Raw genomic sequence first — 14,082 nt, 5'->3', positions numbered from 1 at the left:
CACCTCCCTCACCGGAGTTCTGTTATGTCTGTTCAGCACCCCCCACCTCTATGGTGGGGGGTGCTTCTTGCTGTCTGGAAGTGTTTCTCCGGTCCGGACAACCGCTACACTCCGTCCATGACTGCCTTTGAAACGGCCCAGGCCGATGCCCAGACCCTGCCCAGCAAGCCGGACAACGCCACCCTGCTCAAGCTGTATGCCCTGTACAAGCAGGGCACCCAGGGAGACGTTACCGGAACACGTCCGGGAGGCTTTGATTTCGTGGGCAGAGCCAAGTACGACGCCTGGGCCGACCTGCAGGGCAAGCCGTCCAGCGAGGCCCAGGAAGAGTACGTGGCACTGGTCGGGTCTCTGAAAGCACGCGGCTGAACGCCGGGAGTGGGAGAGACGTTCAGGTGCCGGAGCCGTCCCTCCAGGCTTTTCCAATTGTGGCGCTGCCGCCGGGCGTATAAGCTACCCGGGTGACCGACGCGGCCTCTCATGACCCTCCGGGCCCGCTGGCCCCCGCACGGGCGCGGATGCATGAGCTGGCCGCCCGCTATGCCCAGACACTGCCTGGGCTGGACACCCACAGCCTGATGGCGGGGCTGGACGGCGTGACCCTGAACTTCATGCCAATGGGAGAGCGCGACGGGGCCTACGATCCCGAGCACCGCGTCATCCTGATCAACAGCCAGGTTCGTCCGGAACGGCAGCGGTTTACCCTGGCCCACGAGATCAGCCACGCGCTGTTGCTGCAGGACGATGATCTGCTCAGCGACCTGCACGATCTGTTCGAGGGAGAGCGGCTGGAGGGAGCCATCGAGACGCTGTGCAACGTGGGCGCAGCGGCCATTCTGATGCCCGACGCCCTGATCACCGAATTGCTCGCCCGCTTTGGTCCCAGCGGGCGGGCGCTTGCCGAACTGATCCGCCGCGCCGAGGTCAGTGCAAGTACCGCCCTGTACGCGCTGGCCGGGCGCACCGAAGCCCCGGTGATCTACGCCGTGTGCGCCGTGACGCGGCTGGACGAGGAAACGCCCGGAGACGACGAGGGCCGCCCGGCGGGCCGGGCACTGACGGTGCGGGTCAGTGGCGCGGCTCCGGGAGCAAAGTACAGTCTGCGGCCCGGCACCCCCATCCCCGAGAATCACCCGGTGGCGGTGGCGCTGGATACCCAGATTCCTCTGGCCCAGGCGAGTTACATCCCCTTTCGCTCCGGGCGGCGCATGCCCGCCTACGTAGACGCTTTTCCCGAGCGGCGTCGGGTGCTTGTCAGCTTTGCTCTGCAGACCCGTCCCGCAAAGGACCCGGCATGACGCGCGCCCATCACCTGCATTTTGGATTTCCCGTGCCGGGAGCCGAACGTCACCGGGCCGGGTGGCGCCTGAGCTGGCAGGGAACGGCGGTCATGGGCATCCTGAACGTGACCCCGGACAGCTTCAGTGACGGAGGACGTCACACGGCGCTGAACGCTGCACTCGCCTCGGCGCGGGCCATGCGCCACGCGGGGGCGCTGCTGATTGATGTGGGCGGCGAGAGCACCCGCCCCGGTGCAGAACCGGTCCCGGCAGAGGTGGAACTGGACCGCGTTCTGCCGGTGATCCGGGCCCTGGCCGCCGAGATGCCCCTGAGCGTGGACACCCTGAAACCCGAGGTGGCCCACGAGGCGTTGCGGGCCGGAGCCCACCTGATCAATGACGTGGGTGGCCTGCGCGACCCCGAGATGCTGCGGGTGTGTGCCGGGGCCCAGGCTCCCGCCTGCGCGATGCACATGCAGGGCGAGCCGCGGACCATGCAGCGGCGGCCCGAGTACGCCGACGTGGTGGCCGAGGTCCATGCGTTTTTGCGGACCCGGGCCGACGAGGCGCGGGCGGCGGGGCTGCCGGGCGTGCTGCTTGATCCGGGCATCGGCTTTGGCAAGACGCTGGAGCACAACCTGGCCCTGTTGCGGGCGCTGCCCACGCTGACCGACGGCCCGGACGGCGTTCTGGTCGGGGCCAGCCGCAAACGGCTGATCGATTTCTTGGCTGGAGTGCCGGAGGCGGCCGACCGTGACCCCGGCACACTGGCGCTGCACCTTCACGCGGCCCGCTCAGGGGCGGCGCTGGTCCGCGCGCATGCGGCGGTGGCCCACGTGCAGGCGCTGCGCGTGCAGGCTGCGCTGGCCGGGACGGATGGCGAGGAACGAACGGGCTAGACTGGCGGCCATGATCCGGACTGCCCCCTGTGTCCACGCCCTGGCTCCGCACTCTGCCGCTTCAGGCCGCGGTGCAGGACCGAGATGAGCGGGACCTCCATGAGCCGGGTGGTGCTTGAGGGACTGGAATTTCATGCCCGGCACGGGGTCTACGATACTGAGGCGGTGCTGGGCGCACGCTTTGTGGTGGACGCGGAACTGCATTATGACTTTGCCGGCCTGCCCGACGACCTCAGCGCCGCCGTGAACTACGCCGCCGTATACAGCGTGATTCAGGAGGAGGTGACGGGGCAGCGCCACCAGCTGATCGAGGTACTGACCGACCGGGTGGCCCGGCGTATTCTGCGCGATCAGCCCCGCCTGGCCCGGGTGACCGTGCGGGTTCACAAGCCCTTTGCTCCGTTGCCCGGCGTGTTCCGCGACGTGTACGCCGAACTGACGCTGGAACAGACCCTCCCGGACCGGCCCGCTTGAGCGACGCCTACATCGCCCTGGGCGCCAACCTGGGTCACCCGCACGACACGCTGCGCTGGGCCGTGCAGGCGGTGGCGCAGCACGGCGAACTGCGCGGCGTCTCCGGACTGTACCGCACCGCGCCGGTCGGCGGACCCGCCGGGCAACCGGACTACCTGAATGCGGCGCTCCACCTGAACACTGCCCTGGCTCCCCACGCCCTGTTGAACGCCCTGCACGAACTGGAGGCCCGCGCCGGCCGGGAACGCCGGGAACGCTGGGCGGCCCGCCTGCTCGACCTGGATCTGATCGTGTATGACGGGCTGGTGCAGGCGGGCCCCCTCCTGACCCTGCCGCATCCGCGCGCCTGGGAGCGGGCCTTTGTGCTTGCTCCGCTGGCCGACCTGAACCCCGAACTCAGGCATCCCCAGACCGGCGAGACCGTGGCTGGAGGCCTGAAACGAACGGGCGAGGCGGGGGTGGTGCTGGAGCGGCGCCGCTGGTGGCCGGACTCCTAAGGCGCGCATACGGTCGCCGGCAGATGGTGGCGCTATGCTGTGGGCGATATGAGCGAACTGACCTCCTCTTCCCGTCACGGCGGCGTGGGCCGCACGCTGCTGTGGGTCGCCGTCGTGCTGTCTCTGGCACTGCTGGGTTTCGTGACTGCCGTCGCCGTGCGCAGCAATCCGATCTACAGTGATCGTGAGGCCAACGGCGTCAGCAAGTACCGTTTCATCGAGCACTGCCGCGAACAGCTGGAGGACACCGAGGAGCTGACCGTCGCCGCCGCCGGGCAGGCCATTCCGCTCAAGACCCTGGTCGAGCAGGGCGGCAGTCCCCTCAAGGCAGGAGACCGGCTGGAAGTGACCCTGGAGGCCGAACCGGCCCAGATCATCCGCGCCACCGAGACGATTGAGGGCGGCGGCTGGACCCTGAGCGCGCCCGCGACCATCTCGGTGCAGAGCGGCGGCAAGACCCGCGCGCTGGGGCAGCTGCCCATGCAGTGTGTCCACAACCGCCAGGATGACAAGACGGTCGTTCAGCTGCAGCTGCCCGGCCAGTAAGCCTGCAACATACGGAGCGCCGCCCAGACCCCATCGGTCGGGCGGCGCTCATTGATGTGGCCGGCGGTGTGCCACCCGGGTGCTACATCACCACGTCCAGGCCGCTCAGGCACTCCTCGGCAATGGCGCGGGCCAGCGGGTCGCGGGTGCTGCGGGCATAGCTGACGCCCAGGTGCAGGTGGGTCTGGCCCCCGGGACTGTCCACCAGCGCCAGCGTCTGGTAGAAGGCCAGGTGGGTGTGCGCGAGCAGCACATCGCGGGTGCGTTCCGGCGGCAGGGTACGCAGCAGGCTCAGGGCGTCGGAGTAGGCCTCCAGCGCTCTGGGCTGGTCTCCCTCCACGGCCCACCCGCGCCCCAGTTGCAGGGAGCGGGCGGCCGTGAGATACGCGCTGCGCATGGCCCGGAGTCTAGCGCAGCGCCTCTACCTTCGCTTCAGGCGCAGACACCTTCAGCCACTGCTCCAGCCAGGCCAGATACTCCTGCAGCCGCACCAGCCGGCGGTCCGGGCGGCCGGCCCGCGACAGTTCGTGGTCCTCGCCGGGAAAGCGCACGAAGCGTGTGGGAACGCCGTGCAGGGTCAGGGCGGCGTACCACTGCTCGGCCTGCTCGATGGGGCAGCGGTGGTCGAGGACGCTGTGCACGATCAGGGTGGGCGTCTGCACGTTCTCGACGTGCTTGAGGGGACTCAGCTCCCACAGCTTCAGGGTGTCGGCGCTGCGGTGGAAGTTCAGGCCCAGCTCATCGTCCCAGAACCGCAGCCCGATGTCCGAGGTCCCCCCGAACGACAGCAGGTTGCAGATGGACCGGTCAGTGATGGCCGCCCCGAACCGCGCGGTGTGGCCGGTGATCCAGTTGGTCATGTAGCCGCCGTAGCTGCCGCCCATGATCGCGCTGCGTTCACCATCCAGCCGTGGATGGGCCTCCAGACAGCGGTCGAAGAAGTTCAGCAGGTCGGCCATGTCGGGATCACCCCAGCGGCCGTGGATGTCGTCCACCCAGGCCTGCCCGTAGCCGGCGCTGCCGCGGGGGTTGCTGTAGCACACGCCATAGCCGCGCGCCGCGAACAGCTGAAACTCGTGCATGAAGGCGTGGCCGTAATCGGTGTGCGGGCCGCCGTGAATGCTGAGCACGGCGGGCACGCGGCCGTCACCGTCGGGCAGCAGCACCCAGCCCTCTCCCGCGCCCAGCTCGTTGTGGAAGGTCCCGCGCCCGGGCGTGCGGGCCACAAAGGGAAGCCGGGCATGCAGGTCGGTCACCGTCGTGCCGTTCAGCTCCACCTCGGGAAAGCGGTCGGCCCGCTCCCGGATCAGCGCCACGCCGCCGCCGCGCGCCGTGAAGGAGGGAACCACGGCCTGCGGATCGTGGTCGTGTGCGGTCACGGTTCCGTCCAGCGTGATCCGGAACAGGCCGCAGCTGCCGCGCACGGTGCTGGAGAACAGCAGGGTCTGGCCGTCGAGCCATGCCGGCCTGTCCGGCAGCGCTCCCACGTGGCAGTCTCCCCCCACCAGATTGCCGACCGGATGGTCATGGTCCCGGTCCAGGCGCTGCCACGAACCGCCGGGCTCCACCAGAAACAGGTGGGTGTTTTCCGGGCTGCCCTTGCCCTCCGGCCGGCCCACCAACGCAAACCGCTGCCCGTCCGGGTGCGGAATCACCGCCGTGATGGCCGAGTTCCAGCGGGTGAGCTGTTCGGGGATGCCGCTTAAGCCCAGGCGGTAGACCTCCTGCTGCCACTGGGTCGCCCGTAGCTCGTCGGCGCTGGACACCAGCAGCACGCCCTGCGAATCCGGCTGCCACGCATAGCCCGTGACCTCCACCGTGGGGGCCAGCCACTCGCTGAGTTCGTGCTGCTGAAGGTCGTAGCGCCACAGCCGCGCGGAGCGCTCGGGCAGCCAGTCGCGGCCGTTGAAGCGGTAGCGGGGACGGGTGATGATGCGGGCCTCGCCGCGCTCGTCACGTTTGTCCTCATCGTCACCTGCGCTGAAAAACGTCAGGAAGCGTCCGTCCGGGCTGTACTGCAGGTCCTGTACGGCCCCGGCAAAGTCGGTGATGCGCTGCGCTTCGCCTCCGCCCAGCGGCAGCAGATGCAGCTTGCCGTCGCGCACAAAGGCCAGGGTGGTGCCGTCCGGGGACCAGCGCGGCGAGGTATCGCGCCCCTCGCCGCGGGTCAGCTGCTGCGCCGAACCGTTCTCCGCGAGCCAGATGTGAGACTTGTACCGCGGCCGGGCGAACCCGCTGTCCACCTTCTGCGGGTCTTCCTCCTCGATGCGTGCAAGAACGAAAGCCGCCCGCCGTCCGTCCGGGCTGATCTGCGGATCAGAGGGAAACGCCAGGGCAAGCAGGCTGTCGGGTCCGGGCAGCGGTGGAGCAGACTGATTTAACATGGACTTCAGCATAACCTGAGCCGTCCAGGGTTCTGCCCGCGCCCAGCCGTAGTTCTTCGGCCACCGTTCATGATGGCTGGCTCAAGTCCAATTGCGCTTTCCCTTTCGATTATCAGAAATCCGTCAGTTAGGCTAGACATACCGGCTCCTCCGGCTTCAAGTTGACCTCTCGCGACCCCGCTGATGCGGCGTGGCACTGTTTTTATCGTATACGAGAGCGAATTCAGCGTTGAACGCCGTTGGGGGCGGCGTCAGTGGGCCGATTGGTTCCCTTATTCCTACTCCCGGAGGTCAACCATGCAAGAACTATCGTGTACGTGGGTTCCCGGTACCATCAACGTCGTGCGCCTGAAGGTGGACGGCAGCCGCACCATCGAGCTGACCAGCTCCCGCCTGTCCCACATCTTCGGCAAACAGGCCGTGCATGACCTGTACCTCAAGGGCCGCGCCCGCGTGAAGGCCAGCGCCCAGCAGATCGCGCTGCTGACCTGACGTGTGCCCCGCGCGTCATGCCGGTACGGACGCAGCGGGAATCCGGACGCATATCTTGACGGGCCGTGCATAACACGCTATATTTTGTCCATCACCGCCCGAAAGGGCGGATTTTTCTTGCCCGGTCTGTTCGGGGTGGTGTCTTCTTTCTGACCGTCACCCCTGGGGCTCCTCAGCCCTCCAAGGTGGTGAGGTCGCCGGGGTCCTCGCCCAGCGCCTGGGCCCGCAATACCCGGCGCATGATCTTGCCGCTGCGGGTCTTGGGCAGGCCGGACACCACCACGACCTCGCCCGGCGTGGCGATCGGCCCCAGTTCGCGCCGGATGTGTTCGGTGATGCTGGCGCGCAGGCCAGGGCTGTCGGTGTGGGTGGCCCGCAGAATCACGTGCGCCACGATGCTCTGGCCCTTGAGTTCGTCGGGAATTCCGATCACGGCGGCCTCGGCCACGGCGGGGTGGGACACCAGCGCGTCTTCCACGTCCGCGCTGCCGATGCGGTGCCCGGCCACCGACAGCACATCGTCGGCGCGGCCCAGGATGCTGATATAGCCGTGCTTATCGCGCAGCGCCAGGTCGCCCGACAGGTATCCGGCCGGGTTGGTGGTCCACACCTCGGCGTATTTGGCCGGATTGCCGTGGATGCCGCGCATCATGGAGGGAAAGGGACGGCGGATGACCAGCTGGCCCTGGGTGCCGTCGGGCACGTCATGGCCGTCCTCGTCGACCACGCCCAGCTCGACCCCGGCCAGCGCAGGTCCGGCGAATCCGGGGCGCACCGGCCAGCGTGGATGGGTGCCCAGGGTGGGACCGCCCAGTTCGGTCTGCCACCAGTGGTCGATGACCCGGCCGTGTGCGCCCTCGCCCAGACCGCCGCCGACATGCTCCTGTGCCCAGCGCCACGCCTCGGGGTTCAGCGCCTCGCCCGCACAGGCGATCACCCGCAGGCGGCTCAGGTCGTGGGGTTTCAGGACCTCGGCGCCCAGCTTCATGAACAGCCTCAGCGTGGTGGGCGCGGTGAACAGCACGTCCACTCCGTATTTCTCGATGCTGCGCCACAGCACGCCGGGATCGGGAAAATCCGGTGCTCCCTCGCGGAACAGCACGGTGGCCCCGGCGCTCAGCGGGCCGTACACGATGTAGCTGTGGCCCACGATCCAGCCGATGTCGCTGGTGCAGAAGAACACGTCGCCGGCGCGTACATCGAACAGCTGTTCCAAGTGGTACGCCGTGCCCACGGTGTAGCCGCCGTGCGTATGAATGACTCCCTTGGGTTTGCCGGTGGAGCCCGAGGTGTACAGGATGAACAGCGGATGTTCCGCGCCCACCGGCACCGCGGCGGCGCGGCCGTGTTCAAAGAGGCTTTCCCACGCCACCGTCCGGGCGTCGTGCTCGCGCGAGAAGGTCTTGATGCGCTCCCACAGCACCAGATGTTCGACCTCCGGAAGTTCGGCGATGGCCTCGGCGGCCACCGAGTACAGGTCCACCAGTTTGCCGCGCCGGTACCCCACGTCCGCCGTGATCACGACCCGCGCGCCCGCGTCCACGATGCGGTCGCGCAGCGCTCCCACGCCCAGGCCCGCGTACACGACCGAATGCACCGCGCCCAGCCGCGCGCAGGCGAGCATGGCAATGCACCCTTCGGGGGTCAGCGGCATGTAGACCACCACCCGGTCCCCCACCCCCACGCCCAGTGCGCGCAGGCCGGCGGCGGCCTGCTCGACGCGCCCGTGCAGCATGCCGTAGGTGAGCACCTGCTCCTCCCCGGTTTCCGACAGCCAGATGAACGCCGCGCGGGTGCGGGCCTCGCCGCGGGCGTGGCGGTCCAGGGCGCTGAGGGTCACGTTGGTCTCGCCGTCTGCGAACCACTGGAAGTCGGGGGCGGCTCCACTTAAGCCCACCGACGGCTCACGGGTCCACTCGAAGCGCCGCGCCTGCGCCAGCCAGAAGGCGTCGGCATCGGCATGGGCCGCCTCGATGTCCGGCGCCGGGTCGGAATGCAGGCGCGAGGTCACGCTGAGGGGCGCGGGAAAGCGTTCGGCGGATGGGGTGGGGCGGGCCGGTTCGGACTCGGACATGCAGGAACCTCCGGTGGGGGAGAGGAGCGGTGGGGGTGGCCCCAGTGTAGCGGTGCGGGGAACGCCGCAAACAGATGAACCGCCAACCATGTTCACTGCGGGATTTTTTCGGGTGTGCCGGACCAGAGAGGGCGTCCTACAGGTCACTTCTCAAGAAGCCCAGCACGGCTGACCTCCAACAGTAATTACGTAGAAAACATAATTTATGCTATACTCTACGTATGAAGAACGCTCCGTTGACCCTGGAATTCGGCACCGTGCGGCTGCCCGTCAGCGCCGACGGTTTCTTGCACGCCCCTTCCGCCCTGGCCCAGCTGGGGCTGAAGGACGACGCCGGGTGGCCTGCGCTGGCCGCCGAACACGACCTGACCTCACCCCCCCGCGACTTCGGGGCCGGGGCCGAACCCACCCTGAGCCTGCCCGAGTTCGCGCGGCTGGCCTTTGTGCTGGACACGCCGGGCGCGCGGCGCTGGCGGCGGCGGGCCCAGGATCTGCTGGCCCGCGCGCTGGCTGGGGACGTGCGCCTGTCGGCCCAGATTGCCGAGCGCAACGCCGACCCCGAGGCGCGGCGCTGGCTGGCGGCCCGCCTGGAAAGCACCGACGCCCGGCGCGAACTGATGAGCACGGTCGCCCGTCACGGCGGCGAGGGCAACGTGTACGGTCAGCTGGGCAGCATCAGCAACCGCAGTGTGCTGGGGGTGGACAGCGCCACCATCCGCCGCGAGCGGGGCGTGAAGGCCACCCGCGACGGCCTGAACAGCACCGAGCTGCTGCGCCTCGCCTACCTGGACACCGCCACCGCCCGCGCCATTCAGGAGCGCGGCGCCCACGGCAACGCGGCCATCCTGCGCCTGCACGAGCATGTTGCCCGCCACGAGCGCCGGGGCTGGGAGGCCCCGCTGCAGGCCGGCCCCTCGCCGCAGGCGGGGTAAGGGCACCCTGGGGCGGAACGTGCCCCGGTGGGGAGGCGGTCCCTGGTCTCTCTGCTTTGCACAGGCGAAAGGGGGCCACCGGGCCCCTGGCCCGCCGCCATACGGCACTCCGCCCCCCTTTCCTCATCCGGGACCGCTAGAATCTCGGCCGTGCCCATCCTGACCCGAGCTGTGCTGAGTGAGGTCTTGCGCTGGTACGGGGGAGGCGTGGCGCTGTTCCTGACCCTGCAGATGGTGGATGCCCTCAGCTCTACCGTGAGCAAGCTGCTGATCTACCACCCGCCGCTGAGCAAGGCGCTGGCGGCCTTTTTGTCGCTGATGCCGTCGGTGCTGAACCGGACGCTGGTGCTCGCCGTGCCGTTTGCCATCCTGCTGGCCTTCTCACGCATGCAGCGCGACAACGAGCTCAAGGCCATCCTGGCCAGCGGCGTGCGCCCGCTGAGCCTGGTGTGGCCGCTGGCGCTGCCCTTCGCGCTGGTGGCGGTGCTGGCGTACTTCAATGCGGGCATCTGGGTTCCGGCGGGGCTGGCGAACTGGGACCGGGCCTGGTACAACATCTACAACATCGCTCCGCCCCCGCCGCAGCAGGAGAAATACACCTACGCCCCGCCCGGCGCGCTGTATTACGCGGGCCGCGTGACCAACAACACGGGCAGCCGGGTCGCCGACCTGCAGGGCGTGATGGTCCAGCGCGGCGACGAGACCATCACGGCGCTGTACGGCACCTGGGACACGCGCAAGAAGACCTGGACCCTGCCGAACGCCTGGGTCACCCGCCCCGGCCAGAACCCCCGGCAGCAGCGCGGAGACCTGGTGATCGCCCAGAACGATACGCTGCGTCCGCCGCCGCCCCAGGCCCAGCAGGTGAGCAACGCCGAGCTGCGCGCCGCCCTGGCCGGAGATACCCTGAGCCGCAAGGGACGGCGCGACTACGCCTTTCAGCTGGCTGCCCGCGTCGCCGATCCGGTCACGCCGGTGGTGTTCGCGCTGGCCGCCGGAATGCTGGGGCTGCTGATTCGCAACCGCGCCGCCGCCTTCGCCGCTGTCCTCGTGTTCATCGTCAGTTTCTATGTGCTGTGGACCACCGTGCCGGGGCTGGCCGGGGCAGGAGCACTGAACCCCGTGCTCGCCGCGTGGCTGCCCAATCTGGCCTTCCTGCTCGTGGCCGGCGGCCTGGCCTGGCGGCTGCGGTGACGGCATGAAACGCTTTGAGCGCTACGTGCTGGCTGAGATCCTGCCGCTGCTGCTGGGGGCGCTGTCGGCGGTGATCGTGCTGCTCGTGCTGGCCGCCCTGCAGGAGGTCATTGCGCCGCTGCTCGCCAAGGGGGCCAATCCGGTGCTGGTCGCCCGCGTCCTCGCCCTGAACGTGCCCGAGGCCACCGCCCGCGCCCTGCCCATCGCGCTGATGTTCGCCGCGCTGCTGGGCCTGTCGCGCCTGAGTGCGGACTCGGAACTCAAGGGCGCTCTGGCCGCCGGGATTCCGGCCACTCGGCTGCTGCGCCCGGTGCTCGCGCTGGGACTGGGCGTGACCGTGCTCGCTTTCGCGCTGGGCGAGGGGCTGGTGCCGCGTGCCAAGGTGCAGGAGCGCAAGGTCAAGCAGGAAATCGTGTTCGACAATCCGCGGGTGATCGGCCTGGACGGCACCGGGGCCGACGGCCAGAGCGTGGTGCTGCGCGACGCCCTGGACCGGGCCATCAGCGTGGGGGCCATCGAGCCGGGCGGCGAACTGCGCGACCTGCGCATCGTGACCATGCAGGGCGGCCAGCCTCCACGCGAGGTGATCACCGCCCGCAGCGGCCGGCTGCTGCCCGGCAGCAACGTGCTGGAACTGCGCGACGGCCGCCGCGTGACGTACCAGGACGCCCGCCCGGTCACCGTCCTGACCTTCCAGAGTGGCCGCCTGCCGGTGCAGGATGTGCAGGCGGACCTGGACGCGGGTGGCGGTCAGCTCAAGCCCATCTACACGCCGCTGCCCGAGCTGTGGTCCCGGGTCGCGGCCTACCGCACGCAGGGCATTCAGTCGCCCGCCGACTTCACCGCGCTGCACCGCAAGTTTGCCGAACCGCTTGCGGCCCTGGCGCTGGCGTTCTTTGCGGTCAGTCTGGCGGTGTTCACCTTCCGCAGCGGGCGGGACCTGGGGCTGGTGTGGGCGCTGCTGCTGAGCTTTGCGTACTACGCCACCGGCAGCGTGTTCCGGGTGATGGGCGAGAACGGCGCGTTGCCGGCGGCGCTGGCGGCCTATGCGCCCGACGTGATTGCCGTGCTCGCCGGAGCGGCCCTGCTGTGGCTCACCGACCGCCGCTGAAGACAGACCGGAAACCGAACTCCAGGGCTCTGCGCCGGCCCGGCACCCGGCGAAGAGGGCTCAGGCGTCGGCGTGTTGCGCCGCGACCTGCGCCGCCTGAATGGCCGTCAGGGCAATCGTGTACACGATGTCGTCCACCAGTGCGCCGCGCGACAGGTCATTGACCGGCTTGCGCAGGCCCTGCAACATCGGTCCCACAGCGATCACGCCCGCCGCCCGTTGCACGGCCTTGTAGGTGGTGTTGCCGGTGTTCAGGTCGGGGAAGATAAAGACCGTGGCGCGGCCCGCCACGGGGCTGTCGGGGGCCTTCTGCCGGCCCACGCTCAGGACGCTGGCGGCGTCGTACTGCATGGGGCCGTCCACCATCAGGTCCGGGCGGCGCTGGCGGATCAGCGAGGTGGCGACCCGGACCTTTTCCACGTCCTCGCCGCTGCCGCTCTCGCCGGTGCTGTACGACAGCATGGCAATCCGGGGCGTGATGCCGAAGGCCTGGGCGCTGTCGGCGCTCTGGATGGCGATGTCGGCGAGTTCCTCGGCATTGGGATTGGGATTGATCGCAGCGTCGCCGTAGACGAGCACCTGCTCGGGCATCAGCATGAAGAACACCGAGGAGATCAGCGCCGCGCCGGGAGCGGTCTTGATCAGCTGCATGGCGGGGCGCACCGTGTTGGCGGTGGTGTGAACGGCTCCCGAGACCAGGCCGTCCACCTCGTCCAGCGCGAGCATCATGGTTCCCAGAACCACGGTGTCTTCCAGCTGCGCCTCGGCCTGTGGGGCAGTCAGCCCCTTGTGCTTGCGCAGTTCCACCATCGGGGCCACGTAGTTCGCGCGGATGGTATCGGGGTCAATCATCTCCAGACCGTCCGGCAGGGTCAGGCCCAGGCCGTCGGCAACCTGCCGCACCCGCTCCGGCGTGGCGAGCAGCACCGGGCGGGCAATGCCCTTCTGGGCGCAGCGGATGGCGGCACGCACGGTGCGCGGCTCGTCGCCCTCGGGCAGAACGATGCGTTTGTTCGCGGCGCGGGCCCGCTGGATCAGCTCGTAGCGAAAGGCGCTGGGCGGCAAGCGGCGTTCGCCGGTCACCTCCGGCGTGCGCAGGCGGGCGCCCAGCGGCACGATGTCCAGCCGGTCGGCGATGAAGTCCAGCATGCGCTCCATGCGGTCGGTGTCGTCGTGCGGCACGCGGGCGTCCATGCGCGAGAGGCGCGAGGCGGTGCCAAAGGAATTGGTTCCCACCCGCATCACCGGCAACGATGAGGTCAGGGACGCGCGGCACAGCTTCTCGATGCTGTCCTCGGGCGCGCTGCCCGAGGTGAACATCAGCCCCGCCAGCGGCACGCCGCTGAGGTGGGAGAGCGCGGCGGCCATGATCACGTCCTCACGGTCGCCGGGGGTCACGACCAGCGCGCCGGGCTGGAACAGGTGGGCCATGCGCGGCACGGTGCGGGCCGTCACCACCGTGCTCGTTACCCGCCGCAGCCCGGCCTCGCCCTCGTTGATCACCTCGGCTCCCAGCCACCGCGCCACGTCCAGCGTGCGCGGCGCGGCCAGCGCCGGGGATTCGGTGACCACCCCGAGCAGGGGCAGTTCGCCGCTGGCAAGCAGCGGGCTGTGGGTGCGCAGATCGGCCATCAGCGTGCCGAAGTCCAGTCCCGGCGGCGCAAAGTTCAGGACGTAGCCCGACAGCCCCCCGCCGTCGCTGCGGCGGTAGTTCTGCGCGGCAATCTCCAGCTCATCGGCCAGTCCTCCCGCCGTGACCCCGCTCAGGCTGGACACCAGCACCGTGCTCGCCTCCAGGTTGCGGGCGAGCGAGGCGTTCAGCGCCCCCGCGTAGACATTGCGCTCGTTGAGCGCCAGTCCCTCCACGATCAGGACATCGGCCAGGGCCGTTGCCGCGCCGCCGCCGGTGGCCTCGCGGGCCAGGGCGATCACGGTTTCCATCAGCTCCTCTTCGGCGCCGTGGCTGAGCTGCTCCTCGGCCCGCGACAGGGAAATCGGATCGGGGGTCTTGAGGTGCGCGAGGGTCCGGGCGAAATGCACGCTGTCGTCGGTGCTCGCCTCGTGGGTCTGGGCGATCGGCTTGAGAAAGGCCACCTTGAGTCCCTGACGCTCCAGCGCGCGGGTCAGGCCCAGCGCCGTGCTGCTCAGGCCCACCGCGTTGCGGGTGGGGGCCAGAAAGAGGGTTTTCATCGGCAGGGC

General features: G+C 69.4%; 14 protein-coding genes. 10 read left to right on the top strand and 4 right to left on the bottom strand.

Annotated elements, in window-relative coordinates; all coding sequences use genetic code 11:
* The first annotated feature begins 117 nt into the window (after positions 1–117).
* From IEY21_RS13685 to IEY21_RS13660, 6 genes are all read left to right on the top strand, one after another.
* On the top strand, positions 118–369 hold the full coding sequence (locus tag IEY21_RS13685) for an acyl-CoA-binding protein (RefSeq protein WP_188904903.1): 252 nt from the start codon (positions 118–120) through the stop codon (positions 367–369).
* 149 nt (positions 370–518) lie between these two features.
* The gene (locus IEY21_RS13680) at positions 519–1,298 is read left to right on the top strand and encodes an ImmA/IrrE family metallo-endopeptidase (protein ID WP_188904909.1); all 780 of its coding nucleotides are present in this window, start codon (positions 519–521) and stop codon (positions 1,296–1,298) included.
* Complete coding sequence (gene folP / locus IEY21_RS13675; RefSeq protein WP_188904902.1) at positions 1,295–2,179, top strand: dihydropteroate synthase; 885 nt, start codon at positions 1,295–1,297, stop codon at positions 2,177–2,179. The genes IEY21_RS13680 and folP overlap by 4 nt, the downstream gene beginning before the upstream one ends.
* 99 nt (positions 2,180–2,278) lie before the next feature.
* Entirely contained in the window at positions 2,279–2,653 is a 375-nt protein-coding gene (folB, locus tag IEY21_RS13670) for a dihydroneopterin aldolase (RefSeq protein ID WP_188904908.1), read from the top strand.
* Complete coding sequence (gene folK, locus IEY21_RS13665; RefSeq protein WP_188904901.1) at positions 2,650–3,150, top strand: 2-amino-4-hydroxy-6-hydroxymethyldihydropteridine diphosphokinase; 501 nt, start codon at positions 2,650–2,652, stop codon at positions 3,148–3,150. The genes folB and folK overlap by 4 nt, the downstream gene beginning before the upstream one ends.
* A 48-nt stretch (positions 3,151–3,198) precedes the next feature.
* Positions 3,199–3,696 carry a hypothetical protein gene (locus tag IEY21_RS13660; RefSeq protein WP_188904900.1) on the top strand — a complete coding sequence of 166 codons (498 nt, stop codon included), beginning with the start codon at positions 3,199–3,201 and terminating at the stop codon, positions 3,694–3,696.
* Between the two features lie 82 nt (positions 3,697–3,778).
* Here the strand turns inward: IEY21_RS13660 and IEY21_RS13655 are convergent, their stop codons facing one another.
* Together IEY21_RS13655 and IEY21_RS13650 are read right to left on the bottom strand one after the other, a co-directional pair.
* Positions 3,779–4,093, bottom strand: coding sequence for a hypothetical protein (locus IEY21_RS13655; RefSeq protein ID WP_188904899.1), 315 nt, complete (start codon positions 4,091–4,093; stop codon positions 3,779–3,781).
* A gap of 10 nt (positions 4,094–4,103) precedes the next feature.
* Positions 4,104–6,080 carry an alpha/beta hydrolase family protein gene (locus IEY21_RS13650; RefSeq protein WP_188904898.1) on the bottom strand — a complete coding sequence of 659 codons (1,977 nt, stop codon included), beginning with the start codon at positions 6,078–6,080 and terminating at the stop codon, positions 4,104–4,106.
* Positions 6,081–6,377: 297 nt separating this feature from the next.
* On the opposite strand from IEY21_RS13650, the gene IEY21_RS13645 reads away from it, so the two are divergent.
* Entirely contained in the window at positions 6,378–6,572 is a 195-nt protein-coding gene (locus IEY21_RS13645) for a hypothetical protein (RefSeq protein WP_188904897.1), read from the top strand.
* A gap of 172 nt (positions 6,573–6,744) precedes the next feature.
* Here the strand turns inward: IEY21_RS13645 and IEY21_RS13640 are convergent, their stop codons facing one another.
* Positions 6,745–8,646, bottom strand: coding sequence for an acetate--CoA ligase (locus tag IEY21_RS13640; RefSeq protein ID WP_188904896.1), 1,902 nt, complete (start codon positions 8,644–8,646; stop codon positions 6,745–6,747).
* A gap of 221 nt (positions 8,647–8,867) precedes the next feature.
* Here IEY21_RS13640 and ddrC point away from each other — a divergent pair, with 221 nt between their 5' ends.
* The 3 genes from ddrC (at position 8,868) to IEY21_RS13625 (ending at position 11,883) form a co-directional block, all read left to right on the top strand.
* Positions 8,868–9,578, top strand: a complete 711-nt coding sequence (gene ddrC / locus IEY21_RS13635; RefSeq protein WP_188904895.1) for a DNA damage response protein DdrC — start codon at positions 8,868–8,870, stop codon at positions 9,576–9,578.
* Positions 9,579–9,728: 150 nt separating this feature from the next.
* The gene (locus IEY21_RS13630; protein WP_188904894.1) at positions 9,729–10,772 is read left to right on the top strand and encodes an LptF/LptG family permease; all 1,044 of its coding nucleotides are present in this window, start codon (positions 9,729–9,731) and stop codon (positions 10,770–10,772) included.
* A 4-nt stretch (positions 10,773–10,776) separates the two neighbouring features.
* Positions 10,777–11,883, top strand: a complete 1,107-nt coding sequence (locus IEY21_RS13625; protein WP_188904893.1) for an LptF/LptG family permease — start codon at positions 10,777–10,779, stop codon at positions 11,881–11,883.
* Positions 11,884–11,943: 60 nt separating this feature from the next.
* Here IEY21_RS13625 and pta read toward each other — a convergent pair whose 3' ends face one another.
* Positions 11,944–14,073, bottom strand: a complete 2,130-nt coding sequence (gene pta, locus IEY21_RS13620) for a phosphate acetyltransferase (RefSeq protein WP_188904892.1) — start codon at positions 14,071–14,073, stop codon at positions 11,944–11,946.
* Between the last annotated feature and the right edge of the window lie 9 nt (positions 14,074–14,082).

Source organism: Deinococcus aerophilus, assembly GCF_014647075.1.
Taxonomy (GTDB): domain Bacteria; phylum Deinococcota; class Deinococci; order Deinococcales; family Deinococcaceae; genus Deinococcus; species Deinococcus aerophilus.
This window is presented reverse-complemented; position numbering and strand designations above follow the sequence as displayed.